The sequence below is a fragment of the Streptomyces sp. NBC_00466 genome (assembly GCF_041433995.1).
Classification (GTDB): domain Bacteria; phylum Actinomycetota; class Actinomycetes; order Streptomycetales; family Streptomycetaceae; genus Streptomyces.
The window spans coordinates 4069785-4095877 of the sequence record NZ_CP107896.1 but is presented as its reverse complement, the minus strand read 5'-3'; the positions used below and the strand labels follow the sequence as shown (position 1 = coordinate 4095877).

At 69.3% G+C, this 26093-nt stretch carries 22 protein-coding genes, 1 tRNA gene and 1 pseudogene; 13 read left to right on the top strand and 11 right to left on the bottom strand.

Annotated elements, in window-relative coordinates; translation table 11 throughout:
• Window positions 1-90: 90 nt before the first annotated feature.
• Window positions 91-954 carry a universal stress protein gene (locus OG210_RS18395; protein ID WP_328327614.1) on the bottom strand — a complete coding sequence of 288 codons (864 nt, stop codon included), beginning with the start codon at window positions 952-954 and terminating at the stop codon, window positions 91-93.
• Complete coding sequence (locus tag OG210_RS18390; protein ID WP_328327616.1) at window positions 951-1628, bottom strand: CBS domain-containing protein; 678 nt, start codon at window positions 1626-1628, stop codon at window positions 951-953. Before OG210_RS18390 ends, OG210_RS18395 begins: the two co-directional genes overlap by 4 nt.
• A gap of 231 nt (window positions 1629-1859) precedes the next feature.
• On the opposite strand from OG210_RS18390, the gene OG210_RS18385 reads away from it, so the two are divergent.
• The 3 genes from OG210_RS18385 to OG210_RS18375 are packed head-to-tail and all read left to right on the top strand — an operon-like array spanning window position 1860 to window position 4102.
• A complete protein-coding gene (locus tag OG210_RS18385; protein ID WP_371537717.1) occupies window positions 1860-2846 on the top strand; it encodes a nitroreductase family protein in 987 nt (328 codons plus the stop codon).
• A 42-nt stretch (window positions 2847-2888) separates the two neighbouring features.
• Complete coding sequence (locus OG210_RS18380; RefSeq protein WP_328327618.1) at window positions 2889-3794, top strand: universal stress protein; 906 nt, start codon at window positions 2889-2891, stop codon at window positions 3792-3794.
• 29 nt (window positions 3795-3823) lie between these two features.
• Window positions 3824-4102 carry a DUF1876 domain-containing protein gene (locus OG210_RS18375; RefSeq protein WP_328327620.1) on the top strand — a complete coding sequence of 93 codons (279 nt, stop codon included), beginning with the start codon at window positions 3824-3826 and terminating at the stop codon, window positions 4100-4102.
• Window positions 4103-4218: 116 nt separating this feature from the next.
• Here OG210_RS18375 and OG210_RS18370 read toward each other — a convergent pair whose 3' ends face one another.
• Entirely contained in the window at window positions 4219-5124 is a 906-nt protein-coding gene (locus OG210_RS18370) for a universal stress protein (RefSeq protein ID WP_328327622.1), read from the bottom strand.
• Window positions 5125-5275: 151 nt separating this feature from the next.
• Window positions 5276-6122 (bottom strand): annotated as a pseudogene (locus tag OG210_RS18365) (AAA family ATPase); the annotation flags it as partial.
• A 992-nt stretch (window positions 6123-7114) separates the two neighbouring features.
• Between OG210_RS18365 and OG210_RS18360 the strand changes: the two are divergent.
• Window positions 7115-7705 carry a hypothetical protein gene (locus tag OG210_RS18360; protein ID WP_328327624.1) on the top strand — a complete coding sequence of 197 codons (591 nt, stop codon included), beginning with the start codon at window positions 7115-7117 and terminating at the stop codon, window positions 7703-7705.
• Window positions 7706-7914: 209 nt separating this feature from the next.
• Here OG210_RS18360 and OG210_RS18355 read toward each other — a convergent pair whose 3' ends face one another.
• The gene (locus OG210_RS18355) at window positions 7915-8277 is read right to left on the bottom strand and encodes a helix-turn-helix transcriptional regulator (protein WP_328327626.1); all 363 of its coding nucleotides are present in this window, start codon (window positions 8275-8277) and stop codon (window positions 7915-7917) included.
• Between the two features lie 149 nt (window positions 8278-8426).
• Here OG210_RS18355 and OG210_RS18350 point away from each other — a divergent pair, with 149 nt between their 5' ends.
• The 3 genes from OG210_RS18350 (at window position 8427) to OG210_RS18340 (ending at window position 11352) form a co-directional block, all read left to right on the top strand.
• Window positions 8427-9365, top strand: coding sequence for a hypothetical protein (locus OG210_RS18350; RefSeq protein ID WP_328327628.1), 939 nt, complete (start codon window positions 8427-8429; stop codon window positions 9363-9365).
• Between the two features lie 296 nt (window positions 9366-9661).
• A complete protein-coding gene (locus OG210_RS18345; RefSeq protein WP_328327630.1) occupies window positions 9662-10501 on the top strand; it encodes a hypothetical protein in 840 nt (279 codons plus the stop codon).
• The gene (locus OG210_RS18340) at window positions 10498-11352 is read left to right on the top strand and encodes a hypothetical protein (RefSeq protein ID WP_328327632.1); all 855 of its coding nucleotides are present in this window, start codon (window positions 10498-10500) and stop codon (window positions 11350-11352) included. Before OG210_RS18345 ends, OG210_RS18340 begins: the two co-directional genes overlap by 4 nt.
• Window positions 11353-11489: 137 nt before the next feature.
• On the opposite strand, the gene OG210_RS18335 is transcribed toward OG210_RS18340, so the two are convergent.
• Window positions 11490-11777 carry a hypothetical protein gene (locus OG210_RS18335; protein WP_328327634.1) on the bottom strand — a complete coding sequence of 96 codons (288 nt, stop codon included), beginning with the start codon at window positions 11775-11777 and terminating at the stop codon, window positions 11490-11492.
• A gap of 401 nt (window positions 11778-12178) precedes the next feature.
• Here OG210_RS18335 and OG210_RS18330 point away from each other — a divergent pair.
• Window positions 12179-12251, top strand: a tRNA-Arg gene (locus tag OG210_RS18330).
• A gap of 143 nt (window positions 12252-12394) precedes the next feature.
• On the opposite strand, the gene OG210_RS18325 is transcribed toward OG210_RS18330, so the two are convergent.
• The 4 genes from OG210_RS18325 to OG210_RS18310 form a co-directional block, all read right to left on the bottom strand.
• The gene (locus OG210_RS18325; RefSeq protein ID WP_328327636.1) at window positions 12395-13189 is read right to left on the bottom strand and encodes a hypothetical protein; all 795 of its coding nucleotides are present in this window, start codon (window positions 13187-13189) and stop codon (window positions 12395-12397) included.
• The gene (locus OG210_RS18320) at window positions 13186-13983 is read right to left on the bottom strand and encodes a hypothetical protein (protein WP_328327638.1); all 798 of its coding nucleotides are present in this window, start codon (window positions 13981-13983) and stop codon (window positions 13186-13188) included. The genes OG210_RS18325 and OG210_RS18320 overlap by 4 nt, the downstream gene beginning before the upstream one ends.
• A gap of 394 nt (window positions 13984-14377) precedes the next feature.
• A complete protein-coding gene (locus OG210_RS18315) occupies window positions 14378-15775 on the bottom strand; it encodes an MATE family efflux transporter (protein WP_371537709.1) in 1398 nt (465 codons plus the stop codon).
• A 27-nt stretch (window positions 15776-15802) separates the two neighbouring features.
• Window positions 15803-16897 carry a hypothetical protein gene (locus OG210_RS18310; protein ID WP_371537707.1) on the bottom strand — a complete coding sequence of 365 codons (1095 nt, stop codon included), beginning with the start codon at window positions 16895-16897 and terminating at the stop codon, window positions 15803-15805.
• A 116-nt stretch (window positions 16898-17013) separates the two neighbouring features.
• On the opposite strand from OG210_RS18310, the gene OG210_RS18305 reads away from it, so the two are divergent.
• The 5 genes from OG210_RS18305 to OG210_RS18285 all read left to right on the top strand — a co-directional run bounded on the left by OG210_RS18305 (window position 17014) and on the right by OG210_RS18285 (window position 24038).
• Window positions 17014-18183: a CapA family protein gene (locus OG210_RS18305; RefSeq protein WP_371540359.1), complete on the top strand. Its 1170-nt coding sequence runs from the start codon at window positions 17014-17016 to the stop codon at window positions 18181-18183.
• Window positions 18184-18528: 345 nt separating this feature from the next.
• Entirely contained in the window at window positions 18529-20853 is a 2325-nt protein-coding gene (locus tag OG210_RS18300; protein ID WP_371537705.1) for a HAMP domain-containing protein, read from the top strand.
• Between the two features lie 6 nt (window positions 20854-20859).
• Window positions 20860-22461: a poly-gamma-glutamate synthase PgsB gene (pgsB, locus tag OG210_RS18295; RefSeq protein ID WP_371537702.1), complete on the top strand. Its 1602-nt coding sequence runs from the start codon at window positions 20860-20862 to the stop codon at window positions 22459-22461.
• A complete protein-coding gene (locus OG210_RS18290; RefSeq protein ID WP_266855951.1) occupies window positions 22458-22940 on the top strand; it encodes a poly-gamma-glutamate biosynthesis protein PgsC/CapC in 483 nt (160 codons plus the stop codon). The genes pgsB and OG210_RS18290 overlap by 4 nt, the downstream gene beginning before the upstream one ends.
• Window positions 22941-22949: 9 nt before the next feature.
• Complete coding sequence (locus OG210_RS18285; protein ID WP_328327655.1) at window positions 22950-24038, top strand: NlpC/P60 family protein; 1089 nt, start codon at window positions 22950-22952, stop codon at window positions 24036-24038.
• Window positions 24039-24081: 43 nt separating this feature from the next.
• Here OG210_RS18285 and OG210_RS18280 read toward each other — a convergent pair whose 3' ends face one another.
• Window positions 24082-25965, bottom strand: coding sequence for an MFS transporter (locus OG210_RS18280; RefSeq protein ID WP_371537699.1), 1884 nt, complete (start codon window positions 25963-25965; stop codon window positions 24082-24084).
• Window positions 25966-26093 lie beyond the last annotated feature (128 nt).

Here is a 26093-nt window from a genome sequence, read left to right as displayed (position 1 = left end):
CGTATACCTCCTGACAACAACGGCGGCGTCGGGCGTGGAGTTGTCTTCACCGTGGTGCGTCCGCGTCGTGGTGCCGCGCCTCCGGGCGGGTCAGTCGTGAGGGACCACGGCCACGGGACACGGAGCGTGGTGCGCGGCTGCCGACAGCACGTGCCCAATACGGGGGGAGAGCACTGGACGCTTCTCCCGACGGCCGACAACGAGGAGGCCCGTACCGGCGATGTCGCCAACGACAGCGCGCGCTGGGCTCTCCATCTGCACACGCTCCACGACCATCACGTCAGGGAACCGGTCGCGCCACGGGCTCAACGTCCTGGTGAGGTCCCGTTGTGCCTCACGGGTCAGCTCGTGGGTGAGGTACGGGTCGAGTCCACCCCGGTTGTAGGCCGACGGCGGCAGACTCCTGCCGTGCACTGCCCTCAGGGTCGAGCCTCGCCGGACCGCCGCTTCGAAGGCGTACTCGATGAGTTTGTCGCATGGATGGCGCAAGCTCAGTCCCAGCACCACGTCACCGTCCTCGGTGATCGGGGCGGCGTCCTCCCTGGCCCGAACGAGGACCGTCGGAACCCCGGCGCGCGCGAGGACGTGCATGCCTATGTCGCCGAGGAAATACCCGGACAGGGAACTCAGTGCGCGCGAACCGAGGACCAGCGTCTGCGACTCCGCGGCCGCTTCCAGCAGGGCGTCCACAGGAGCCGCAGCGATCAGGTCCTCATAGACCGGCAGGTCGGGGAATCGCTCCTCGATTGCGTCGCATGCGTCGGACACGATCCGCTTGGCCCAGTAGTTGGGGTCTCCCTCCGGCTGCCGCTCGGCCGTTTCCGTCGAGAGCAGTACCCAGGCGTGCAGCAGCCGCAGTGTCGCACCGCGTGCCGATGCCTCCTGAGCTGCCCAGAGCGCGGCGGACAGCGACTCGGGGGTGCCGTCCAGCCCCACAGTGACGACCGGCTTCATGACATCTCTCCCTTCCCCGCACGTTCGGGATCCGTCCGGTATTTCAGCCGCTCGGAGACCGAGACGACTCCGTCCACGCTGGTGCACAGCCGCATCAGTACGGGGACCAGACTGCTGTCCTCGACCGTGCCGCGCAGAATGACCTGTCCCTCGTCGACCTCGACGGTGACGTCGGACGGCGCGAAACCCAGGGTCGTCGCGAGTACGTCGTGCACGATCTCCTCCTGGATGGCGCGGTCCTGCCGCAGAAAGACCCGGAGCAGGTCAGCGCGGCTGACGATGCCCAGCAGGGTGTCGGTTTCATCGACCACGGGCAGGCGCTTGACGTTGTGCACAGCCATCAGCCGGGCAGCCTCCACGACCGTCCACTCCGGATGCGCGCACACCGCCGGAGCGGACATGATCTCTTCCGCGTTGTGCCCCTCCGCCCTGGCACGCTCCCACGCCTCAAGGTGTGGCAGTGGTGTCCTGCCGGACAGGTCGGAGCGGTCGGCCGCCTTGCGCAGCAGATCCGCCTCCGAGACGATGCCGACCGGACGGCCTGAGCTGTCAAGCACCGGTACCGCGCTGAGGTCATGTTCCGCGAGTGTCCGGGCGATCTCCTTGAACGGGGTATCGATCCGCACGCTGACCACATCGCGGCTCATCAGTTCGCTGATCCTGCGGTGATCCATGACCTCGCTCCCTTCCACCGCGATCGCCTGACCGCGGCCACCTCTCAAGGGTGCGGCTCGCTGCCGTCCGGCGGCAGGAGCCACCCGGTCCCTCCCGAACGGCCGGGAAGGCCCGCGGCGGGAAGCCGAATGGGGGCCGTGAGGCTCATGGCAGGGCCCTACCGGCCCCTGCCATGAGCCGCTTCCTCCGGCAACGCTGGTGAAAGAAACCGACATGCCTTGGAGGACCTGGTGTCCGCACACACTCCGGACGAGGTGGTCGCAGCCCAGCTCGTCCTTGACGCGACGGCTGCGCCGTCCATGCACAACGCACAGCCCTGGCGCTTCCAGTACGCGCGAAGCAACGCCATCTTCAGCCTCTTCGCCGATCTGACGCGCGCCATGCCGCACTCCGACCCCACGACCCGCGGGCTGCACATCGGCTGTGGTGCGGCCCTGTTCAACCTTCGGGTAGCGGCGTCCCACGTCGGCCTGCGGCCAGTCACCCGCCTGTTTCCCGACCCGGCCGTCCCCGAGCTCCTGGCGACCGTACGACTCGACGAGCCCGATGACCGGACGGACGGACTTGCTCTTCTGTACCCGGCGATCCACGAGCGTCGCACGAGCCGGGCCCCCTTCACCGACCGGCGTATCCCGGAAGAGGTCCGACAGGCGCTCGGTGAGGCCGCGCACCAGGAAGGCGCGACCCTGGCCCTCCCGGCCGGGCCCCACCTGCAGACCGTGCTCGACCTCATCAATGACGCCGAGGGGTACGACCACATGGACGCGGCCAGGGAGGCCGAGACGGAACAGTGGACACGGAACACCGATGATGAGGCAGCCGTGGACGGTGTACCGAGGTACGCCTTCGGGCCGCTCAAGCGCGGCGGCTCAGCTCCCGCACGGGACTTCGCCGGCCCCACACCGGCCGGCGGACGTCCTCGGGCGAACTTCGAGGACCGCCCCCAACTGGCACTGCTGAGCACCGCACGCGATGAACCGGCCGACTGGCTGCACGCGGGCCAAGCCCTGCAACGCGTCCTGCTCATCGCCACGCTCCACGGGCTGAGCAGCTCCTTCGCCACCCAGGCCCTCGAATGGCCCGAACTGCGCTGGGTACTGCGCGACCCGCTCTCGGGCACCGGGCAGGTCCAGATGGTGGTGCGGCTGGGATACGGCCCACCTGGGCCGGAAACACCGCGCCGCCCCGTCGCGGACGTACTGACGGTCGAAGACTGACGGCCGATGATCACAGCTTCGAGAGAGAAGGCGGTGGGAGCGATGGAACTTCCCGTGGTCGTGGGAGTGGACGGATCAAAAGGAAGTCTTCAGGCGGTCGACTGGGCGGCGGCAGAGGCCGAACGGTCCAACCGGGCCCTGAGAATCGTCCATGCCTCCCTGTGGGAGCACTACGAAGGGATACGGCCGGAAATCTCGGCGGACCGCCCCTCCGAGCAGGTCTTCGCCGAAAACCTCGTCGCCACGGCACAGAAGCGAGCTACCCACCTTGCGCCGGGCATCGAGGTCTCCACCGAAGTGCGGGCGGAGGAGGCGGTGTCGGCGCTCCTGGAGGAGGGCACCGAGGCAGCTCTTCTCGTGCTCGGACCTCGTGGGCACGGTCCGATCGCAGCCATGCTGCTGGGATCCGTGAGTCTGGCCGTCGCGGCACGTGCACGCTGCCCGGTGGTCGTGACGCGGGGAGAACCGCTGCACAGGCCCACAGGCGGACGGGTCGTTCTCGGTATCGGGTCGACCACCGGCAGCACGGCCGCCGCACGGTTCGCCTTCGAACAGGCGCGGTCCAGAGGCTGTGAACTCGTCGCGGTGCGCGCCTGGAGTTTCCCACCGAGCGAGAACATGCCCTACCCGTTGGTCGGAGGCGACCAGGCAGGAATGTACCGGCAGCAGGCGGAAGAAACCGCAGACCGGGTCCTGGGAGTCGTCGCCGGCGATTACCCCGAGGTGGCCGTCGAGCGCAAACTCGTCGCAGGCACCGCGCACCAGATGCTCTTGGAGGAGGCGGCCGGCGCTGAGCTGCTGGTGGTGGGTGCGAAACGCCGGCATGCTGCCATCGGGTTGCAGCTCGGGCGGGTCAATCACGCGATGCTGCACCATGCCCCGTGCCCCGTTGCGGTCGTCCCGGAACCGTCCGGCAGTGCGCATCCGGGGCATCAGGAAACAACGTGAAAAAAGGGCTGTGCCGAAGGGGAGCGCTCATGAAGGCCAAGCAGTGGACCGCGCAGATTTCCCTCACCGAGGATGGCGACGAGACCCGGGCTCGCGCGGTCCTGACCACCCAGGACTCCTGGCGGGACGACACCGCACACGTGGTGGGCCGAGGGGTCGCCCGCCGGAATCCGATCGACCGGCCGGTCCCCGAGATCGGCGACGAACTGGCCGCGAGCCGTGCTCTGGAGGACCTAGCGGTGCGTCTCCACGATGTCGCCGCGGACGACATCGTGGACTTGACCGGGCCGGCCGATCCGCTCCTGTGACCGCCGATACCTGTTACCGCAGGCTCCAGCGGTAACAGCGAAGTGATCGGAGTGACCGCCGGATCCGGCGGTCACTCCGATCACTTCGCTGTGATAGCCGATCCGTCCTTGTGACGTCAGCCGCGCGGGATCACGGCGACGGGGCAGGGTGCGTGGTGCAGGACTGCGTGCGTGACCTGACCCAGCGGATGGCCGATGCGGTGCGCGGGCTTGTGGGCACCCACCACGAGCAGCTCCGCGTCCGTGGCCGCCTCCAGCAGGGCTCCGGCGACAGAGGCCGCCCGGACGGTTTCCACGGTGATCGCGAGGTCCGGGAACGCCTCCCGGACAGGGTCGACCATGCGCGCGGTGGCCTTGCTCTCCGCTTCGGCCACCAAGCTGCTGGGGTCGTCGAACACCGTCGCCATGGACCCCACGTTCTGGTAGAACAACCAGACGCTGACCACCCGGAGAGACGCGCCGTGCAGCTGCGCGGTCCGTGCCGCGTGCATCAGAGCGTTCCTGTCGCTGTCGTCCCGGACGGCGGCTGTCACCACACGGCCGGCGTTCTCTGCGACACGACGCACCACGACCACCGGGCCCTTCGCGCGCGCGGCGGTACGGAGTCCGACCGAGCCCACGAGCAGGGCGGAGAATCCGCCCAGCCCACGGGAGCCCACCACGATGGTCCCGTGGTCGCCTGCGGCCTCCAGCAGGCTCTCAGTGGCCTCATCACGGCTCAGCACCGTGGAGACACGCATGTCCGCGTGCTCCCCTGCCACACGTGCCGCCGCCGCGTCCAGAGCTTCGCGGCCCGTACGGAGAACGACGTCGATGCTGTCGACGTCAAGGGACGGAACCTGGAGGCCGCCTATGGCATAAACGATGATCAATGGCCGGTTCCGCGAGGCAGCCTCGTCGGCGGCCCAGAGCACCGCCCGTGTGGAATGGTCCGAACCGTCGGTTCCGACCACCACGGGTGGGACTGTCCGCGCATCGAGCGTTCCGTCCGTCGTGCCGCTGTCCGTCGCGCTGCCGTTCATGGCTCTGCCTCCTGCTCCGATAGCCCCTGAGGGGGAGTGCCCTCTCTCCTGCTCCTACGGTGCCCAGGCTGGTTCAGACGCGGCGAGGGCCGTCGGGGCCGCCTCGGGGGCCGAAAGGTCCCGAGTGGTGTGCGGTCCCCTGGTGGAGAGCTCAGTCAGGTGCCATGAATGGCCGCCGAAAGACCCTCGTACGCTCGGCGGCGTCAGGACACACCGCCGCGACCGCTCGTGCGACGGCCGCCGCCGAGGCCCCACTGGTGTCGATCATGACGGCCTCGGGCCACGGGTCCGACGCCGCCCCCATGGCATCGCCCACCGCGGGACCGGCATCGGACGGCCCCGTCAGGCGGGCAGCGAGTCGCTGTGCGCCGACATCGCGGGGGGACCTGGCAGCGTACGCAGACCAGGTCCGCATCGTGGCGCCGCGCCGCTTCCATGGCTGCACTCCGCCACGCTCTGAGATTCCAGGTCGCGTTGACCACCACGGATTCCCCGGCGGACAGCAGTGCCGAGGCGCGTTCGATCAGCTCCGCATAGGTGCGCTGTGTCCACTCGGGGGTGTAAATGCCCTTCTCGTACTCAGCGGGGGCGGACCGCTCAGGCGGGAGGCCCGCCAGTTCCTTGCGCATCCGGTCACTGCTCAGCAGAGTGAGGCCGATCCGGTCGGCGAGCCCTCCCGCCAGCGTGGACTTGCCGCTGGCGGGAGGGCCACCGATCAGGACGAGCCGTACCGCCGATGCCCGCAGGTGGCGCACCGTGATGTCCGCGAAGCGTTCCGCATCGGACCGCGCGGCGGCGACGCCTTGCTGCTCCCGGAACAGCGAGACCTTGGCGCGGACGAAGGCGCGGTAGGCGACGTAGTGATGGCGCAAGGACGCGGGCGCGTGGTCACCGGAGTACTCGCTGTACCGGGCGAGGAAGTACGCAGCGGCGTCAGGTGCTCCGAGCCGTTCCAGGTCCATGGCGAGGAAGGCCGCGTCGTCAAGACCGTCGACATGGGCAGGGTCGAAATGCGGGCCCGGCTACAGGGACCTTAGGGAGTAGGCCAATGGGGTTCCATCTGATTAACGGTGTTCCGGTACACGTGCTGCTCGTGCATGCCGTAGTGGTACTCGTACCACTCAGCGCGCTGAGTGGTACGAGTACCACTCAGCGCGCTGGCCCTCGTGGTCTGTGCCGTGTGGCCCCAGATCATGCGACGATTCGGCGTGGCCCTCCCGGCCCTCGCCCTGATCTTTCTGATCACGGCGCCCCTGACGACAAATGCCGGTGAGTGACTGCAGGATCGCGTGCCGGAGAACTCCCTGTTGGAAAATCACACCGAGATCGGTGACGAACTCCTGCCCTGGGCCGTGGGATTGCTCGTCGTGGCTGCGGTCGGGTGGTTTGCCTACTGGCGGTTCGGGGCGTCGGCGACAGAGGGCGGGCTCCGTCGTGTCACGAGGAGGGGGCTGTCTCCGCTGAGATGACTGCGCGCTGTTTCAGTGAATGCGTCGCTCGCCTGGATCATGCGGTACTGGGTGGGGCCCCTGGCTGAGCGCTCTTCAGAGAGCGCTCAGAACCTTCCAGCAACGTGCTGACAGACACGCACCCGGCAGTCACCCCGCACTGCGGGCAAGGCAGGTAATACATCTATGCACTACTTTCCCTTGGCCACAGCTGAGCCCTGCCGCGTAACTCCGTTGGAAATCACGGCCCTGAGCGGCGACTATCCTCGCCTGAGCCGCTCCGAGAGGATTCTCGCTGACAGCCGCGCGGGAAGCCTGCGAGCAAGCCTTATGAGTCACAGCTCCCTGCTCCAGAGAGACAGGCCAACGGACAGAACTGAAACAGCTAGATCGAGTCGGCTGTTCCAGCGAGCGTCCGAACAGACTCGGTCGTGATTGGCCGACTCCAGTCAAGATCAATCACCTATGCGCTACAGCTCCCAAAGGGCAGACGGATCCCTTAGAGCACCCCTACTGTTTCCGCATGAGCCTGATCGACAGCGATGCTGTCCGCTGACTGGGTCGCACTGGACATGGAATCCATGCTCCGAGAGTGCGACGGTTCGATCGCCGCCAAGGATGATCAGCTGCGTCGGCTGGAAGAATCCGTCAAGGCGCTGCAGAGCGAGATCGCCAGGGCAACCGAGGAGCGCCGGCAGGCTGTTGCCGCCCGTGAAAAGGCCGAGCATGTGCTGCTCAAGCTCCGCGCAGCGATCGATGAGGCAGCGGGGCTCCGAGCTTCCCAGGGGCAAGGGCCCAGCCGCCTACGAATTGTGCCCCCTCCACTGGTTCCTGCGCCGGACAATGACGCCTTGGCCGACTTGGACCGTGAGCCGACGGCTACAGCGGCCGACCCCATTCGCATCGATGGGAGCCGCTCCATTGCAGTCATGCGGATTATCGGCGGGGACCCGTGCCGCGCCTGGAGGAACACGGAAGTGGCGCGGCTGCTCGAAGGGGAAGCGAAAGGGGCGGACCGGCGCACACGCTTCCTATTGGAGAGTCTCCACAAGCAAGCCGTGGTGGAAAAGATCTACAGCCCAGACGGCAAGCGGACCTTTTACCGTCTCGCTGCCGCATGGGAGGCCGCCTAGTCACGGGGCACACAGGCGACCGCCGCCCTGTGCACGGCCGTAGTTTCCAGGCCACACCGTGTGGAGGGCGGCGGTCTCATCGCGGCGCTAGCCGCCACCTCTGACGCTAGCGGCAGATAATGCCCTGGGCAGGGTGTTCGGCTAACTCCCCCACCCCGGAAGGCCGAACACTCATGCAATTTCCGAAGCCACGTCCGCTCGGATGCGGCCTATTCCGTGTCTCGCCTGCCCTGAGAGGGAATCGGCTGGCGTCGCACACCCGTACCGTCCGCAGGCCAGTCGATGTGCTGCGGCCAGAGCATCTCGCCGAGCGCCGCCTCCAGGCTCGCCACAGTCAGCATGTCGGGCCAGGTCCTGCCCGCCAGGATGTTGGCGATGACCTGTCGGTTGATCCCGGCTTCGGCAGCGAGCACATTGGCGCTCACCCGCTTGCGCTCCATCGCTTCCGCCAGCGCCCGAGCGATTGCCTGGCCGACCTGCGCAGGCCGGTAGCCGTCCATCACCGCGTACGGCCAGTGGGCGTCGAGCGCGTATTCGAACGGCTTCTTGTTACGTCTCGTTCCTCCAGGCACCTGGCCAGTCTGGCGGATGGACCACCGGGATGCGTACTCACACCGCACATGCTACTTAAACAGCATGGGATGGTGCAGTCCCCAGGCCGACCCCGTCGTTCGGGTCCGAGCCGCAAAGACATGACCACCACACACAACGGAGGTGAGCGGTGACGGCACACGGCCGGACTCAGCTGGCACACGATGAGCGGCTGCTGCCCACGCCAAAGATGCGTTCCGACGAGCAGCTCATCGTGCTCCGGGCCGCATGCGCGAGTACCGACTCGTTCGTCGACGGGGCCCGGCTCGCTGTAGCAACAGGTTTGGACAAGAAGAAGTGCGGGCTGGTCCCGGCATTCCTGTTCAGCAGCGGCCTACTGGAGGCAGCCGGAGGCCACTTTTCGCGGTATCGGCCCACCAGCAAGGGCCGCGTGGTCGCCGACGCCTGGGAGAAGGGCGAGGAGGCCGGTTTCGAGGCTCTTCGCTCCGTCTGGAAGGGCCGCTGGTTCGCCCGCGCCATAAAGGAACGGCTTGGCTACGGACCAGTACCTCGTGATGGGCTGGTTGCTCGACTTCTGACAAAGGCAAATGCGGATAGACACCGCATGCGGCAGGCGGAGATCCTGCTCGACCTGCTCGTCGCCATCGGAATGGTCATCCCCGACGGGGACGGCTACATGAGCTGGCACGAGGGCGCCTGCCACCAGACGGATGAGTCAGGGGCTAGTTCCAGCGACGCTTCGCAGCTGCCTCCTCGTCCGGGGCCCTACTCGGCCGCCCCGCTCCTACCGGAGGACCTTGAGATGTTGAACAGCAACCCGCTGTCCGGTCCATCGCCTCGCGATGCGCGTCGCATGCCACCCCCCGAAGGCGCAGTCGCGGCGCAAGGCGCCCACGTGCCGAGCCCGCGAAACGCGCCCTCCGCACCGCCCAGGAGCGAACCCAGCGCAGACCCGTATGCCGATGTGGACCTGCTAGCTCTTCTGTGCCCGCCCGTACTGCTCGCAGATCTGGCCCGTCTGGACAAGGACGAAGTCATGGCCCTGCATGACCACCTCCGCGGCCTCGCCGCGCTGACAGCCAAACTCAGGGGGCGTCCCGTCTTCTGAGTTCGCGAGAACGGTCCGGCAGCGCCCGCATCCCTTGGCCGGGTTGGCGCTGCCGGACCCCCTCCCCCACCCATCGACCAGCGCGGCGTAGCCGTGCGGAAGGGGCTTCGGCATGCCCTCACACAAGGAGAGGGGCGCTGTCCACCGTAGCGCCCGCACACGATGCAGCGAGTGGGATTCACTCGCACGGCGCAGGGGTGGGGCGGTGAGCCGCCATGGCTAGGACAACAGCCAGGGAGGCGTTGGTACAGGTTTGTCGCGTCTGGAAGCAGCTGGCGCTGGACGGGTCGTTGAGCATGGACACCGTCGACGAGTACATCGAAGTCGGCGAACGACTGCTGGGGTACGCCCGCGCTCACCATGCCCTCCTCCTCGACGAAATCACTCCGGAACTCGCGGAGGCATTCATCAACGCCCCGGGGCGCGATCGACGCGGGGTGATCATTGAGACCCCGGCAGACAATACCCAGCGGCAACGGCGATCAGGGGTCATCTCCCTGTTCAGCCAGGCCCGGATGCTCGGGCTGACCAGAGCCGCACCACTGGTGGACTCCCGGCCTATTCCCCGTAGCCCCCGGCGGCCCAGCGCCGAACTGCGGCCCGAAGAAATCGCCCAGCTTCGTTTCCATTCCGAACGCGGGATGCCCGCCACCCGGAATGCCTCCCTCCTCGCCCTGTTGCTCGCTGGGCTCTCCAGCGCCGAGGTCGGCGCTGCGTCCACCGCCGATCTCGACCTCACCGCTGCCTCGGTCAGTACTCGAGGTGCGACCCGCACTGTGGCCCGACGCTGCGGGCTCGACGGCTGGGCCGTTCACGTCCTGAGCCTGCGTGCCGCGTATCTGGAGCGCAAGGGGTCTGGACCACACCGCCTGGTGGCCAACGCGGGCTCCGCCCCCAGCGTTGTGCAGTCCAGTGTGGGCGCCGGCTTCAGCGAGATCGCACGCCGTAGCGGTCTGTCCACCATGGCCCGCAAGGTCGAACCGCGAGATGTCACCCGCTACGTGGCTCGCCGGATCCTGAATGAGACCGGGCAGCTCTCCGAAGCCGCCCGGCGCCTCGGGCTTTCTTCCCTCGACGTCGCCGCCGAACTGGCCGACCTGAAGTGGAACACGCCCCCGCGAGGCGATGCCGCATGACCGCCCCGAAGAGACGCCGAAGGCGCAAACAGGAGAAGAAGACACCCGAATACGTCATGGGCACTGTCCCCGACGACACGTTCGGAGCGGCAACCGACCCCCTCCCGCCCAAGGGCCCGGAGGCACCGCCCCTGACCATCAGTAAACGGTTCGAGCACCTCCTGAACAACCCCGACCTGTACGCCGCGGTGAAGGCTCTGCCTCCCCCTAGCCGGGTGGGCCGGCCCGCTCTTCACCCGCCGATCGCCTACCTGATCTTCCTCTGCGCGATCTCCCTGTTCGGCTCCGCTCGGGCCACTGCGGCTCACTTCGAAGAAGCGATGTGGTGGGACGTCGTATGCCGGGGCATTCGCACCCACATGGGCGATGCAGCAGCGGACACCCTCCAGTCGACCGGACCTACCCGAGGTCAGTGGAATTACTTCTTCCACAACAAGCTCAAGCCCGTCTTCGCTGAGGTTCGTGACGCCAGCCGCGACCTGTGGATCCAACAGGCCCTCGATCACGGAATGATGAAAGAGAACGGTAAGCGCGTCAGCAGGAGTTACCCGCAACGCCATCAAGTCATCCACGCGGACGCCACAGTTGCATGCCCGCCTTCGTCGCAACAACGCCGCAGAGTCGTGGACAAAGTGACAGGCGAAGTCCGCGAACACCGAGTGGACGCAGACGCCAGCTACACGGTCGAGGGCGGCGGCACCCGCGTCTACGGAAACAAATTCCTCTCTGCCGCAGTACGCCTCGCCAGCACGCCGCACAGCCGAGTCATCCTGGGCATCGACTCCATCCGGCATAAGTCAGCCAACGTGACCCCCTCCGCGACGACGAAGGCACCGCCTTCATCAAGCTGACCCGGCACATCCTGGCCGAGGCTCTCGCCCTTCGCGCCATCACCTACGACACCGCCCTGCGGGGCGTCCACCGTGCTCCGCTGATCGCCGACGGCCTCGTCGTCTTCACCACCCAGCACGGAGGACTGGCTCCCGAGTCACTGAAGCGCCTCGAGTACGACGAGTACAAGTGCCGACACGACCTCTATGTCGCCGAAGGCCGTGTCTGCGAGCGGCGCATGACCGTAGACGGCATTACCCACTACACCCCTCTGCCTGTCCAGGAACTCCAGTACCGGCCGGGTAAGCAGGCCCGGTACTACCACCGCGTCACCATCCACTGCCCAGAGAAAATCCACACGGAGTACATCCAGGTCGACGAGACGGACGAGGACCGGCAGATCGACCCGTCGACGCAGCGCCAGAGGTTCAACCGGACTGAGCATCTGCGGCAGATTCCCCCGGACACCACGCCGGCCGCCGGCTCAAGGGCTTCCGTCAGGACAGCGAATCCCAGCACTCACGCTTCGACCAGAGCTACCCGCACAAGCGAGTCCCCGCCTACGGAGCGAACGCCGCTCTGCTCATCTACATCGGTTACGCCTGGCTGAGCAACTCCGTCACACGCGCCATGATCGATTCCACTCCCGCGGAATGACGCCCTGCCCCCTGGCGCATCGGTCTGGGAGCAGCCATGAAGCAGGGAGCCGAATACGGATCAAGGACGACCCGCTACACTGGCGGCGGTGGCCCGGCCTCACAGCCAGGCCCCCACCTGTGTCGGAAACCGTCTGGATCATTGCGTCTACCTGGACCAACTTTCAGACACGTTTTCCGACAGATCCCCGCCTTCGTAGCTCAGGGGATAGAGCACCGCTCTCCTAAAGCGGGTGTCGCAGGTTCGAATCCTGCCGGGGGCACAACGCACTACCGCGCTCGCCTGGGGTTTCTCCCCCAGGGAGCGGCTCCGCCGGCCTCGGACCTCGTCCGGGGCCCGCTTGCGTGAGCGGTGTCCGGGGCTGAGAGATGTCCGGGGCCGAGCGGTGTCCGGGGCGGAAGTTGGCTACGTCAGCAGATCGATGAGCCGTTCGTGGACGGTGTCCTTGCGCGTCTCCGGGTGCGGCACCAGTTTCTCCCGGTCGGCGGGGTCCCGGGCGAGGGCGTGCAGCCGTCCGCCGCTGCGGGCCAGCACCAGGTCCCTGCTGCTGCCCGCGGTCTCGGCCGATCCCTGCGCCGTGTAGTCGGTCACGGTGATCAGCGCGGAGCGCTCCGAAGCGGCGAGGACGGCCTCGGTGTCCGCCGCCTCGTCGGGGTCCGCCGACGAGCCGCGCGGCAGCCACTCGATGAGCATGTTCAGGGCCTCGTCCAGCTTGTACAGGCCCAACTGGTGGACGCCGAGCGCGTCGATGCGGACCATGAGACAGATCCGCTCGGGCTGGGGGAGCAACAGGATCCGCCACGGCTCGCCCGGACCCGACCCGGTCGTGCGGGCATCCAGCACCATGCGGGCCCGCTGCTGGAACGCCACGGCGATGCCCAGGTCGCCCTGTACCTGCACCTGCTCGCCCGTGTCCCCCGCCAGCAGCAGTTGGCGTGCCGCCAGCGAGCGGACGGCCTCGGCGATCACGTCGTCCGACGGCCTGGCCTCCAGGAAGTCCACGATCGCGTCCACGGCGGTGAGCTCCGCGATGGTGTACGCACCGAGCAGCACAGGCCCCGTGTTCACCAGGTTCACCACGGCCGACACCAGCCCCGAAGGGACGGACGCCCCTTCGCTGTCCGACGGTGTCCCCTCGGAAGACGGTGTCCCCGCGTCCGACGGCGTCACCGGCGGAACATCGCGCTGGTCGTCACTCATGACGGCTCTCCCGACTGCAGCAGTTCCACCACAGGCGGCACACGGCTCTCCCGGAGAACCGCGGCGGCGCTGCGTGAGAGGGTCTCGGTCACCCACACCCCGGAGTTGCCGAACAGCCCACGGCCCGCCCTGCCGGACAGTGACTGCCCCAGCTCGCCGGCCAGGTCCTGCCGGTCCGGGGGCGGGAACCGGGCCGCCAGGTCCGCGGAAACGGCAGTGACGTCGTCGGCCTCCTCGATCCGGCGCAGCGCCTGGGTCAGCAGCCGCGCGACCGGCGGCGTCAGGGACGTCGGCACAGCGAGGAACGGCACCAGATACATCGGGCGCCGCTCGGTCATCCGTGACAGGCCCCAGGGCCCGACATTGCTGCGGGTGATCCGGTAGACCACGTAGTCCATGAGGTGGCGGAGGTCGCTCACACTGGGCAGCTTCCGCCCGCCGAACGCGGCCGGTGTCTTCTCCAGCTGCACCCAGGTGCCCTGGGCGGTGCGCCCGTGCAGCTTCTCCCGCACCACGTCCCCGCGCATTCCGATGTCGGGGTAGAGCGTCTTGTCGATGTCACGGTGGTGGCTGGACAGCCGCTCGTGGCTGACCTTGGCGAACCGCCAGTCCTCGTACAACTGCGGGTCGTCCACCAGCACATGGCCCCCGCACAGCACGTCGTGCAACTGCGGCACCTGCAGCCCGTGGCGCTCCAGATCCGAAAGGATCGCCGCCTCCTCCGGGCTGAGCCGGCGGGCGGCCGCGACCAGCCCTTTCCGGTACGCCCCTGCCCGCGCCGTGATCTCGATCATGAGCCGGACCCGGGTACGCACCTTCTCGGCCCGCCGGTCACGCACACGGTCCGAAGCCGCCCCGCCGGGGCGCCTCAGGTGCGCAATCGCTGCCAATGAGTGCTTTCGCTCCACTTTGTCAGTACAGCACGGCAGGCCGACGCACGCAGCGGCGCACGCACCGGTTCAGCGGATCCCCGCACGGACACCCGGCACGGCCGGTGCCGCCGCCCGGTACCGCGCCCTGTGGTCGTTCGTGGGTTCCCAGACCTGTCTGCACCCTGTGCAGTACCAGCGCCATCCGTCCGGAACCTTCGGCCCGGTGGTGCTGGTGTCCTTCCACAGCGGACGGGGGTCGCGGCAGTGGGGGCATTGCGGCGGTTTCAGCGCCATGGGTCACTCCTCGGCTCACCGCTCAGCCTTGTGCCTCGGGCGCGGTGCGTCCTGCGGACTCGCTGGTGCCACCCGTACGGGCTAAGGGGTCCTTGCGGGGATCCCCCTGCGCACTCAGGCGGGAGCTGTGCCGCAGGAACGAGTACGTCTTGGTTCCGGCCTGCAGGAGGTTCGCGCACGCAAGCGCCGCCCACAGGCCCCTCAGGCCGTACGTGTCAGCCACCGGGACCGCAAGTGCGGCAAGTACCCCGAACCACACCACCGTTGAGACAAGGCTCGGGCCCGTCCGCCTCAGGCCGACCAGCGCGAAGCCCGCCACCGCCTGCAGTGCGTCCGCGACCACCACCGCGAGGACCAGGGGAAGCAGCCCCCTCACCTGGTGGCTGAGCGACGCGTCCGTCGTGAACAGGCCCACCACGGGGCCGCGCAGTGCCAGCAGCGCGGCCCCCAGCACGGTGACCGCGCTCAGGGCCACCCCGGCCCCCGCCCCCACACTGCGGCGGATCCTCCTGAGGTCGTGCCTGGACGCGTAGTCGGCGATCAGCGGGACCGTGGACTGGCCGACCGCGACCGCCGCGGTGAAGATGACGTTCACCAGCGACTCCGAGACGCCGTGCACGGCCGCCGCGTCCGTACTGATCCGGGCCGCCGCGAACGTCAGCACACCCAGCACCGAGAACTTCACCAGGACCGTGCCGCCGAGCGGGATGCCCACCGCGGCCAGCCGCAGCACACGCCGCGGATCGGGCCGGCCGGGGCGCAGCGGCCGTCCCGCCAGTACCGTGCGCCGACGCAGGGCGAGTTGGTTGAGGCCGGTGCTGATCAGGCTGGAGGCGAGCATGGCCGCGCCCGCGCCGGTCAGTCCATGGCTCGGGAGCGGTCCCGGGCCGCCGACCAGCAGGATCGACAGCGTGACGGACACGGCGGTGCCCACCAGGCCGGAACGCATCACCTGCGCGGAGTGGCCCAGCGCGACCAGGACCGATGTCGCCGATCCGCCGACGGCCATCAGCAGCACGCTGCCCGCCAGCAGCCAGGGCAGCAGCCCCAGTTGGTGGAGTACGCCGGGCTGTACGCCCCAGAGTCCGCCGATGAGCGGAACAGCGGCGACCACGGCCGCGCACACCCCGCCCACCGCGAACGCCAGCCACATCCCGCTCCGTACCAGCGGCAGCAGTTCGTCCGGGTTCTCACGGTGGGGCGTGATGAACGGCATCACCCCGCGCAGCGCGCCGGCCACGGTCGCGGTGGCCGGCGCGAAGACCGCCACCGCCACGGCGAACGCGGCCAGCGAGGCGGTCGCGTGCCGGCCCAGCAGCACCGTGTCGACGAGCGAACCCGCCGACGCCGCCAGGGTGGTGACGTAGAGCGGGGCTGCGGTCCTCGCGATGGTCATGAACGCGCTGCGGTCGTGGCTCACATACGGGGATCCTGCCACTCAACGCGACTACGCCACCACCGCGCCCGCGCTCGCATCCGCACTCACGCCTGCCCCCGCACCCGCCCCCGTACGCGCACTGCTCCCCGGCCGCGCAGTCCCGCCGGCCAGCCCCGCCGCCTCCCTGATCGCCTTCACCGCGCGGGCGATCCGCGCCGGAGACTCGCGTACCGTACGGCTGAACTCCACATGCAGGAAAGGGAGTTCGGCGTCGGCGGCGGCCCGTCCCTGGACATTCGTACGGCCTTCGAGCGCGCAGCGGCGCACCCAGACCCGGCAGACGTCGAAGCCCTGCCGGGACAGCGCTGACGCCAGGCCTTCGCCCCAGGTGCGGCCGTGGTCGCCCCGGCCGGTGGAGACGATCACGTCGTAGTCGGGCTCGGTGGAGTCGGCGAAGCCGTGCACCTGGATGCCCGGCAGCCGGCGGGCGACCAGTTCGGCGCAGACCGCGTGGAAAACCGTGTCGCGGCGGTGGGCCACGTCCGCCGCACCGTCCTTGCCCGCCCTGCGGTGGGCGCCCGCCAGCACCAGCACCCCACCGGGTGTGGCGCGCCATGCCCCTACACCCAGTTTCTCGCTGTCGGCATCGGCGACCGGGTGCGGAACCTGCACGGACCACGTCGCCGCAGGCCGCCGCACCGGTTCACCGGCCGCGCCACCTGCGGCCCCGTCCGGCCGGTCACCACCTGCAGCCCCGTCCGACAGGTTCTGCGGCAGGTCCACGTACACCCGTCCCCATCCCCGGGTGGACTCCCGTGCCCGGTCCGCGATTTCGGCGAACGGGCGGCCGGTGGCCGTGTCGTTGAAGGCCGAGACGCCGAAGTCGACCTCGGCCAGGCGCCTCTCGGCCTCCGCGCGGCGGCCGTCCAGATACAGACCGACGCCGTCGGCGACCGCGCGGCGCTCCAGGGCCGTGGGCGGGCGGAAGGCGCTGCGGCGGATCGTCTGCCGGGTGAAGTCGTCGATCCGTGCGGCGAGGTCGACCTGCTCCTGGGGCCGGGCACGCTGCGGCCCGCCCTTGACGGAACCCTCTCCCCCGCCGGACGTGACGAGCACCACAGCCACCACTACCAACGCCGTGACCAGCGATATTGCAAAGATCACCGTTTTCCCGGCCCAAGAACTCGTCATATTGAAGTAAAAATACACGGGTGACACGACACCCTTACGCCTCCTTCACCACGCGCGCCGCAGCGACGGCCCTCCTCGCGCTGACCGCGATGGGGTGCTCGCTCCTGAACGGCGGCGGTTCGTCGGACGCGTCGGGCAAGGGCACATCGGGCAGGGACGGATCGGGCAAGGGCGACGGGCAGTCGTTCACCGTGGCCGCGGCCGGTGACATCCTCATCCATCCGCCACTCACCGAGCAGGCCCGCAAGGACGCCAAGGCCGAAGGCAAGCAGGGGCTCGACTTCTACCGGCTGATGGCCGGTGTGCAGCCCGTCATCTCCCGGGCCGATCTGGCGATCTGTCACTTCGAGCCGGTGGTGGGCGAGCCCAACGGCCCCTTCCGCAGCTTCCCTGACTTCCTGGTGCCCCCGCAGATCACCACTGCCGTCAAGAAGATCGGGTACGACACCTGCTCCACCGCCTCGAACCACACCCTCGACCACGGCGCGGCCGGCGTGAAGCGCACGCTCGACGCACTCGACAAGGCCGGGCTCAAGCACACCGGTTCGGCGCGCAGCCGCGCGGAGGCAGACCGGCCGCTGATCATGGACGTGAAGGGCGTCAAGGTCGCGCAGATCTCGTACGCCTTCGGGTTCAACGGGCGCGAGGTCCCGGCGGACAAGCCCTGGCTCGCCAACCAGACGGCCTTCGACCGGATCAAGAAGGCCGAGCAGCGCGCCCGTGAAGCCGGCGCCGATGTGGTGATCCTCAGCATCCACTGGGGCCGCGAGCACCATCCCGAGCCGAGTTCGGGGCAGATCGGGCTGGCCCGCCGGATCGCCCGTGAGACCGGCATCGATCTGGTCATCGGCCATCACGCCCATGTCGTCCAGCCGATGGAGAAGGTCGACGGGACCTGGATCGCTTACGGGCTCGGCAATCAGGTCGCACGGCACGAGGTGCCGTCCGGGCTGACCGAGGAGGGCATCATCGGCTGGTTCGACTTCCAGAAGCGGGGCGGCAGGTGGGAGGTCCGGGCACGCTACGTACCCACGCTCGTCTCCATCCCGCCGGAGTCCGACGCGGCGAACCCTCCGGCCGCCGACGCGGTGCGGGACCACCGGCTCATCGATGTGGCGGCGGCGCTGCGCGACGGCGGGAAGCTGACCGCGGAGGAAAAGGCCCGCTACCGGCTGGCGTTCGAGCGCACCGAGGGCACGATGCTGAACCGCGGGGCGGAGCAGGACGGGCTGAAGCCGCTGGAGAGTCTGCCCGGCTGACCTGCGGTGCGGACCGCTCGGCAGCGGTCCGCGGGTGAACGGGTGGGGACGTCCGGGAGACGCATCGGTTACTGGGGCGACACCCCCGGGTGACGGCGGCGCGGGCCGGCCCGGCGAATCCTGTGAACCACCTGTGTGCCCTGCGTCACACCCTTCCCTTTCCCTACAACCGTTCCCAATTCGAACGTGTCATGCATTTCCGCGACCCCGTTCCGGTCACTCACAGTTCCCGGCGGCGCGGCCCCGCGCCACGCAGCTCCACCCCGCTCCACCCGGCAGCACCCCCAAGTCCCAGAAGAAGTCCCCGGATGAAGTCCCGGGAGAAGTCCCAGAAAGGGAACGCTCATGGCCGCCACGCCTGCGAAGCGGCGACACAAGGTCCGCCGCCGGGCCGACATGTCGCTGCTGGGTGGCATACGACCGCCCATCGCGGTCCTCTCGGTCCTGCTGCTCTCCCTGGCCGGGATCACGGCCCTCAACCTCGGGCGTACGGTGCAGGACCCCGTCCCCAAGGCGGTGCTGACCTCGCAGCAGCAGTTCGCCGAGGACGGCGCCATCGCGCTGCGCGCCTCGATCGACGAGAGCTTCACCGACCTGGGCCGGACCGCGAACCTCTTCAACGCCGGCGCGCCCGCGTCCCCCGACGCCGTGCTCGACAAGGTCAGCAGCGTCTACCAGAAGTGGACCGGCACGGCCGTCGTCCAGATCTCATCCGGCAAGCTGCTGGCGGCCCGCGGCGAGAACGTCCCCCTCACCGCCGTCGACACCGCCAAGCTCAGCGCCAAGGACGGACTCAGCCCGCGCATGGTGCGGCTCGCCAACGGCGAGACCCGGCTGCTCTCCTTCGCCGTGCTGTCGTGGCCCGGCACCCCGCAGCAACTCCTGGTCGCCTCCAGCAACCTGCGTTTCCCCGGCATCAGCCTGGGCCAGTTCCGCTCCATCGCCGTCATCGACGACGACGCGGAGATCCTGTCCAGCGACGGCATCCCCGAGCCCGAGCAGGTCCGCACCGACACCCAGCGCGCCGACGCCAGACGCGCCGAGAAGCAGCTCAAGAGCTTCGCGAAGACAGCATCGGTCAAGGTCCGCCGTAACCCCATCTCGGCCAGGGAACCCGGCTCGGGCGGGTTCCCCGGTGTCAGCGGGAGCCTGGTGGGCGCCGTCCACACGGGCGACCGGAGCATCGCCGGGTACGCCTCGCTCGCCGGGCCGCAGCCAGGTGAGCCGACCATCGCCACCGGTCTCGGCCTCAGCGTCGTGGCCATGGTCCCGGTCTCGGAGAACCCCACCGCCGTCGCCGGGCCGCTCTTCGGCCTGATCGCGGCCGGGGCGCTGACCGTCATCGGGGCCCTCGCCGTCGCGCTGCTGCTCGGCACCGTCCAACGCCCGCTGCTCCGGCTCTTCCTGGAGAGCCGGAGGCTGACCCGCGGCGACCTGACCCGCCCGGTCAGCTCCCCCTCGTACGGGGAGGCCGCCAGGATCGGACGCGCGCTGGAGCGGCTGCGCCGCCAGCTGCTCGGCGAACCCGCGGGGGCGACCACTCCCCCGCGCCGCGGCAGGTTCGCGCGCACCGGCGGATTCGGCAGCCGCGGGCTCGTCCTGGTCTGCGGCGCGCTGCTGCTCGTCTGGTGCGCGCCGATGCTGCTCATCCTCAACCGCGCCGACGACACCGCCGTCGTACCGCAACAGCTCGTCAACGACCAGCGCGAGCGCACCGACACCCTCACCGACCGGGTGCGCCGCGCCCTCAACGAGGGCCAGGCCGACCTGTTGTCGGTGGCCACACTGATCGGCAGCGACACCTCGCCCACCGCCATGCACACCGTCCTGGAACGCACCCGTCTGGAGCATGACCGCTACCAGTCGCTCTACGTCGTCGACCCGTCCGGGAAGGTCGTCGCCCACGCGGGCGACACCCCCCACCAGCCGGTGAGCCGGGCCAAGGCCGGCCATCCGATCCGGGTGCTCAACCACTCGGGCAAGAAGCCGCTCATCGTCGGGTACGCCGGGATCCCCAGCCGCAGCGGCGCCACCGTGATCGGGGAGTTCCGGATCGAGTTCCTGAACGGGCTGCTCAAGCGGCCCGGCCTCGGCGAGGTCCGGGTCGTGGACGCCGACCAGCGGGTCATCGGCGGCAACACCGGCTACCGGGCCTTCCACCGGCTCCCGAGCGAGCGTCTCAGAACCCTCGTCGCGGGGACCAACCAGAAGACCGGTATGAGCCCGCACCCCAGCGGCATCCTCTACCGCGACGGCGGCTCCGTGCAGATCGCGGCGGCGGCGCCGTTCGTCGGCGGCGGAGCGGCGAAGACCCTCGGCTGGACCGTCGTCAGCGAGCAGCCCGCACGCTCCCTGGCCATCCCCGAGTACCGCAGGCAGAACCTCACCGTGCTCGGCGGGCTGCTCGGGATGGCCGCCGTCGCCGCCTGCCTCGGCTGGCTGCACATCGTCGTCGTACGCCCGCTGCGGGCACTCGCCGACCAGGCCGAGGCGCTCGCCGACGGAGACCGCCGCACCGTCCTGTACCCGCGCCACCACGACGAGGTCGGCGCCGTCACCCGCTCCCTGGAGCTCGTACGCCAGCAGCTCCCGGCGCAGCCGAAGCGCGACACCGCGCCCACGGCGCCGAGCGCACCCGCGGCGCCCGCGGCCCACGCCGAAAGGACCTGACCGGACGTGCTGTTCCTCTACACCGTGCTGGTGGTCTGCTGCGCGATCCTGCTGGTTGCGGGCATCGTCGAGCAGCGCCGCCACTTCATCAACCTGGAGCGGATTCCCGCCCGGGTCCTGGTGAACGGCATCCGTGGCAAGTCCTCCATCACCCGGCTCTGCGCGGGAGCACTGCGCGGCGGGGATCTGGTGACCGTCGCCAAGACCACGGGCACCGCCGCCCGGTTCATCCACCCCGACGCCACCGAGGAGCCGGTCTACCGGAAGTTCGGCCTCGCCAACGTGGTCGAGCAGATCGGCATCGTGCGCCGCGCCGCCTCCTACGACCCGCAGGCGCTGGTCATCGAGTGCATGGCGGTGATGCCCGCGCTCCAGGAGATCAACCAGTCCAAGCTGATCCGCTCCACGATCGGCGTGCTCTGCAACGTACGCGAGGACCATCTGGCCGAGATGGGCCCGACCCTGGACGACGTGGCGCGCTCGCTCTGCCGCTCCATGCCGGAGGGCGGTATCTGTGTCACCGCCGAGGTCGACCGGTTCGCGATCCTCCAGGAGGAGGCCGACGCCCGGGACTGCGAGCTGGTCTACGCCGATCCGGAGACGGTCAGCGACGAGGAGCTGCGCGGGTTCAGCTGGTTCACGTTCAAGGAGAACGTGGCCATCGCGCTGAAGGTCGCCGAACTCCTCGGCGTGGAGCGGGAGACGGCCCTCAAGGGGATGTACGACGCCCCGCCGGACCCGGGTGTCCTCTCCGTCGAGCGCTATCTGACGCCGGACGGCAAGAAGCTCAGGTTCGCGAACGTCTTCGCGGCCAACGACCCCGAGTCGACGCTGATGAACGTCAACCAGCTCCTCGACCTGGGCGCCGTGCACCGCCCGCTGCACGTCGTCATCAACTGCCGTCCCGACCGCGTCGAGCGCAACGGCCAGATGGGCGAGATCATCCCCGATCTCCGGCCCGACAAGGTCTTCGTCATCGGTCACCCCGCGAAGAGCGCCATCGACGCGATACCCGCCGAGTGGCGCGACCGTGCGGTCGACCTCGGCGGCGACCGGCGCGACCCGGACGAGTTCATGGGAGCGCTGCTCGGGCAGCTCGGCCCCGACTCCTCGCTCATCGCCATCGGCAACATCCACGGCCAGGGCGAACTGCTCCTGGAGCACCTCGCCGAACTCCCGCCCGATGAGACCCCGGACGAGACGCCCCCCGCCACGGAGCCCGCCATACCGCAGCAGCGCGGTCCGCAGCACGCGCAGCACCCCCGGCACGACGAGACGCTGGGGCAGCAGTACCGGCCGCATCTGGACCCGTACGCGCCGTACCCGGAGGCGTACGAGACGCGTTACCAGCCGCACCACCAGCCGCACCACCAGTCGTACCAGCAGCCGCACCAGCAGGATGAGCAACAGCCTCAGCCACGCGGCATGTTCGAACCGGCCGTGTACCCGGAGCGGGCGCACCAGGACCAGGCGTACGCGGACCAGGCGTACCCGGAGCCGCAGTACCCGGTCCCGTACCAGCCCCCGCAGCACCAGCCGCACCCGTCACACCCGTCGCACGACCCGCACCAGCAGAACCGGCAGAACAGCGCAGGAGACCCCCGTTGATCCCCACCGTCCTGACGCCCGAGATCGCCGCCATCGGTATCGCGCTCGGCCTGATGTTCTCCCTGGTCTGCTATCTGACGACCAACCTCTCCCCCGGCGGCATGATCACACCCGGCTGGCTCGCGCTGACGCTCGTCGAGGACCTGCAGCGGGCCGCGATGGTCGTCGGGGTCACCGTCCTCACGTACGTCTCCGTGCTGATGCTCCAGAAGGTCGTCATCCTCTACGGCAAGCGGCTCTTCTCCGCCGTGGTGCTGACCGGGGTGATCCTCCAGGCGACGGTGATGATCGTGCTCCAGGTGGAGTTCCCGCTGATGTACGCGAACCAGACGCTCGGCTTCATCGTTCCCGGCCTCATCGCCTACCAGCTGGTCCGCCAGCCCAAGGGGGCGACGCTGCTGGCCACCGGCTCGGTCTCGCTCCTCGCCTATGTCGTCCTGACCGCCGGCATCCTGCTCGGCGCCCTCCCGTCTGCCTGAGGTGATCCCATGACCGCTCCGCGTACCAAGCAGTCGAAGCGCAGCCGCAAGGTCCTGCACGCCACCACCGTCGTCGCTCTGCTCGCGGGCAGCGCGTACTTCACGGTGGAGCTGCGCCAGGACGAACAGGCCAAGGCGCCCACCGTCCAGGCCGTCACCGACAAGCCGGGGCTACGGACGGCGGGCGACTCGCTGAAGACCGGCAAGACCTGGGAACGGCTCAACTCGCCCGCCCGTACTGTCCTGCGCGACGCCGACGGCAAGGTGCTCGCCACCTTCACCGACGCGGCCCGCACCGCGACGCTCACCGGCCCGTCCCGCACCTTCGCGGAGCCCGCCAACACCAAGTCCCGTGTGGTCACGGAGAGTTGGGTGCGGCTGATGCCCGAGAAGTGGAAGAAGGGCGCCGAGAAGCAGCAGTGGTTCCAGGACTGGTTCAAGAAGTACTACGGCAGCGAGGAGGACGACCTCTTCGCGTTCGCCTTCCAGTACGTGGAAGGGGCGCCGGTCAAGAAGGACGACGAGGGGGTCCCGTACGCGGGCGACGCCAACTTCGGGCCGATCAACCCGGAGGGCAGCGAGGGCAACGACCTGCGCCTCGAACAGTCGGACTTCTTCGACTACCTGGGCATCCCGTACACCTTCCGCAACGGTGTCACCCGCCAGCCGCAGAAGCCGCGGTACCGGGCGATCGACTGCTCCGGCTTCATGCGGACGATCTTCGGCTACCGCGCGCGCTACCCGCTCGCCCCGCTGGACGGCCAGGGTGACGGTCTGCCCCGTACCGCGAACGGCATCGGCCGCTCCAAGCTCGGCGCCGACGTCATCCCGCTCAAGGGCATCACGCCTGCGGACCGGCCCACCTCGATAGATGTCCTACAACCGGGCGACCTGGTGTTCTTCAAGCTCGACCAGCGGACCGGGCAGCGGCTCGACCACATCGGCATGTACATGGGCCACGACACGGACGGCCATCTGATCTTCGTCTCCAGCCGCGAAGAGGTGAACGGCCCGACCATCGGCGACAAGGGCGGCACCTCCCGCCTCGACGGCAACGGCTACTACGCGGCGACGCTGCGCAGCGCGAAGCGGATCTGAGGGATCTGAGGCACGGACGGCGGACGGGAGGGGCGGCCCGGTGTCAGGGATGCCCCGAGTCGGGGCGGCCCGGAGTCAGCTTCTGGCCCGGGCCGCCCGCGGGGAGCGTGTCCTTCAGTTCGTCCGGGCACGGGGTCCCGCGCGGCAGCTGGTAGGGCGAGGCCAGGTGGTAGACACCGGCCTTCGGGGCCAGCAGCTCCGTCCACTCGTCGCCGTCCGCGTCCTTGTCCGCCTTCACCAGGCAGCCGTTCGTGTTGGCGAAGACCTTCGGCTCGCCCTCGCCACGTCCCTTGGACGCCTCCGTCTCCTGCGGCGCCTCGACGCTCTTGCCCTTGGCATCGACCAGGCCCAGCCACGGCGAGTACGGGACCCGGATCAGCACCCGGCCCCGCTCCCGTACCCGGACGGTCACCCCGACCTCCTCGGCGCGCTCCACGGTGCCCGGCGGGTCGGCCATCGGCGTCGGCCGGTCGACGGCGAACAGCTGCCAGTTGTCGTCGGCCCAGAGCCGCTTCAGATACGGCAGCCCGTCCTGGACGAGCTTCGCCTCCTGGCCGGCCCCGGTGTCGGGCGCGCCCGCGGGCAGTACGACGTACCCCACCGCCCAGCGGGCCAGCCAGGCCCGGTAGTTGACGGAGTCGAGGCTGTCGTCGTAGAAGAGCGGGTTGCGCTCCATGTCGGCCTGGCGGTTCCAGCCGCGGGCGAGATCGACGTACGGGGAGAGCGCGGAGGCCTCCCGGTGGCTCTTGGCCGGGACGACCTCGACCCGGCCCTTGTCCGCACCCCTCTTCTGGAGCTGGTTGACCAGCGGGGCGAGCTCCCGGGTCCAGGAGGCGGCGGGGGCGGTGCGCACCACGTCGTCGACGCTCTTGAAGCCGATCCACACATTGAGGCCGATGAAGGCGATCACCACCGCGTACCACTTGCGCGACTTCGGCACCGTGTACGGCAGCGCCGCGAGCAGCACCACGCCCGCGAAGAGCATCGGCAGCCGGGAGATGTTCGAGCCGATCTCCGAGTTGATCAGCCAGGTGAGCACCACGCCCAGCGCGTACACGGCCGCGCCCGTACGGACCGTGCGCCACTCCTTCGGGACCAGGAAGAGGACGAACACCCCGTACAGGAGGGGGAGCGAAGCCGTCCCCACCGACATCGGCTGGGTGCCGGAGAACGGGAAGAGCCAGGCGGACAGCGCGACCACGGCGACCGGCGCGAGTCCCAGCGCGTAGGCGCCGGGCCGCCGCTTGTTGAGGAAGAGCGCGGCGGCCACCACGCCCAGGAAGAGCCCGGCCACGGGACTGCTCGCGGTGGCGATGCCGGCGAGCGGGGCGGCGACCCAGGCTTTCGCCCAGCGGCGGGTGCGCCAGCGGTACGGCCAGCAGAAGACCGCGGCCACCGCGCCCAGCGCGAACATCGTGCCGAGGCCGAACGTGACCCGGCCGGACAGGGCGTTGCAGAGGAACGCGAAGTCCGCGGCGAGCGCGCACAGCAGCGGGTTGCGGACGGCGCGCAGCCGCACCAGGATCAGCGCGGTCAGCGCGGCCGAGACCGTCCCGGCGATCATCATCGTCGTACGGACACCGAGCACGGACATCAGATACGGCGAGACCACGCTGTACGAGACGGGGTGCATCCCGCCGTACCAGGCGAGGTTGTACGCGGACGCCGGGTGGCGCCCGACGAACTCGGCCCAGGCGTCCTGCGCCGCGAGGTCGCCGCCGCTGTTGGCGAAGAAGAAGAACCAGAGGATGTGCGCGACGGCTGCCACGGCGGTCGCGGTGATGACGGGGTGGGCGGTCAGCCAGGTCCACGGCATCCGGTCTGAGGGCCGCTGCCCCGGCCCGTCGCCCCGTGAGAGCAGGCCGGCGCGGCCCCCGGCACGGGGGCTCCCTCTGCCTTCTTCACGTGTCGGATCTGCAGTGGTCACCAAGGCTCGCTCTCCTGCGAAGGAGGACGCAGTCCCCGCGCCCAGAGTTGCCCAGCGACGCTAACACGTACGAAATGGGCTACCGCCGCCGGTCGTGAAGGCCGGCGACGGCAGCCCTGATACTCACT

What these genes read in the sequence shown, in the direction of transcription:
- OG210_RS18390 (WP_328327616.1), bottom strand. Translation starts at nt 1,628, where the DNA reads ATGGATCACCGCAGGATCAGCGAACTGATGAGCCGCGATGTGGTCAGC.
- OG210_RS18345 (WP_328327630.1), top strand. Translation starts at nt 9,662, where the DNA reads ATGGACACCGTCGACGAGTACATCGAAGTCGGCGAACGACTGCTGGGG.
- OG210_RS18335 (WP_328327634.1), bottom strand. Translation starts at nt 11,777, where the DNA reads ATGCTCAGTCCGGTTGAACCTCTGGCGCTGCGTCGACGGGTCGATCTG.
- OG210_RS18395 (WP_328327614.1), bottom strand. Translation starts at nt 954, where the DNA reads ATGAAGCCGGTCGTCACTGTGGGGCTGGACGGCACCCCCGAGTCGCTG.
- OG210_RS18360 (WP_328327624.1), top strand. Translation starts at nt 7,115, where the DNA reads ATGCTGTCCGCTGACTGGGTCGCACTGGACATGGAATCCATGCTCCGA.
- OG210_RS18375 (WP_328327620.1), top strand. Translation starts at nt 3,824, where the DNA reads ATGAAGGCCAAGCAGTGGACCGCGCAGATTTCCCTCACCGAGGATGGC.
- OG210_RS18320 (WP_328327638.1), bottom strand. Translation starts at nt 13,983, where the DNA reads ATGATCGAGATCACGGCGCGGGCAGGGGCGTACCGGAAAGGGCTGGTC.
- OG210_RS18340 (WP_328327632.1), top strand. Translation starts at nt 10,498, where the DNA reads ATGACCGCCCCGAAGAGACGCCGAAGGCGCAAACAGGAGAAGAAGACA.
- OG210_RS18325 (WP_328327636.1), bottom strand. Translation starts at nt 13,189, where the DNA reads ATGAGTGACGACCAGCGCGATGTTCCGCCGGTGACGCCGTCGGACGCG.
- OG210_RS18380 (WP_328327618.1), top strand. Translation starts at nt 2,889, where the DNA reads ATGGAACTTCCCGTGGTCGTGGGAGTGGACGGATCAAAAGGAAGTCTT.
- OG210_RS18370 (WP_328327622.1), bottom strand. Translation starts at nt 5,124, where the DNA reads ATGAACGGCAGCGCGACGGACAGCGGCACGACGGACGGAACGCTCGAT.
- OG210_RS18285 (WP_328327655.1), top strand. Translation starts at nt 22,950, where the DNA reads ATGACCGCTCCGCGTACCAAGCAGTCGAAGCGCAGCCGCAAGGTCCTG.
- OG210_RS18305 (WP_371540359.1), top strand. Translation starts at nt 17,014, where the DNA reads ATGGGGTGCTCGCTCCTGAACGGCGGCGGTTCGTCGGACGCGTCGGGC.
- OG210_RS18300 (WP_371537705.1), top strand. Translation starts at nt 18,529, where the DNA reads ATGGCCGCCACGCCTGCGAAGCGGCGACACAAGGTCCGCCGCCGGGCC.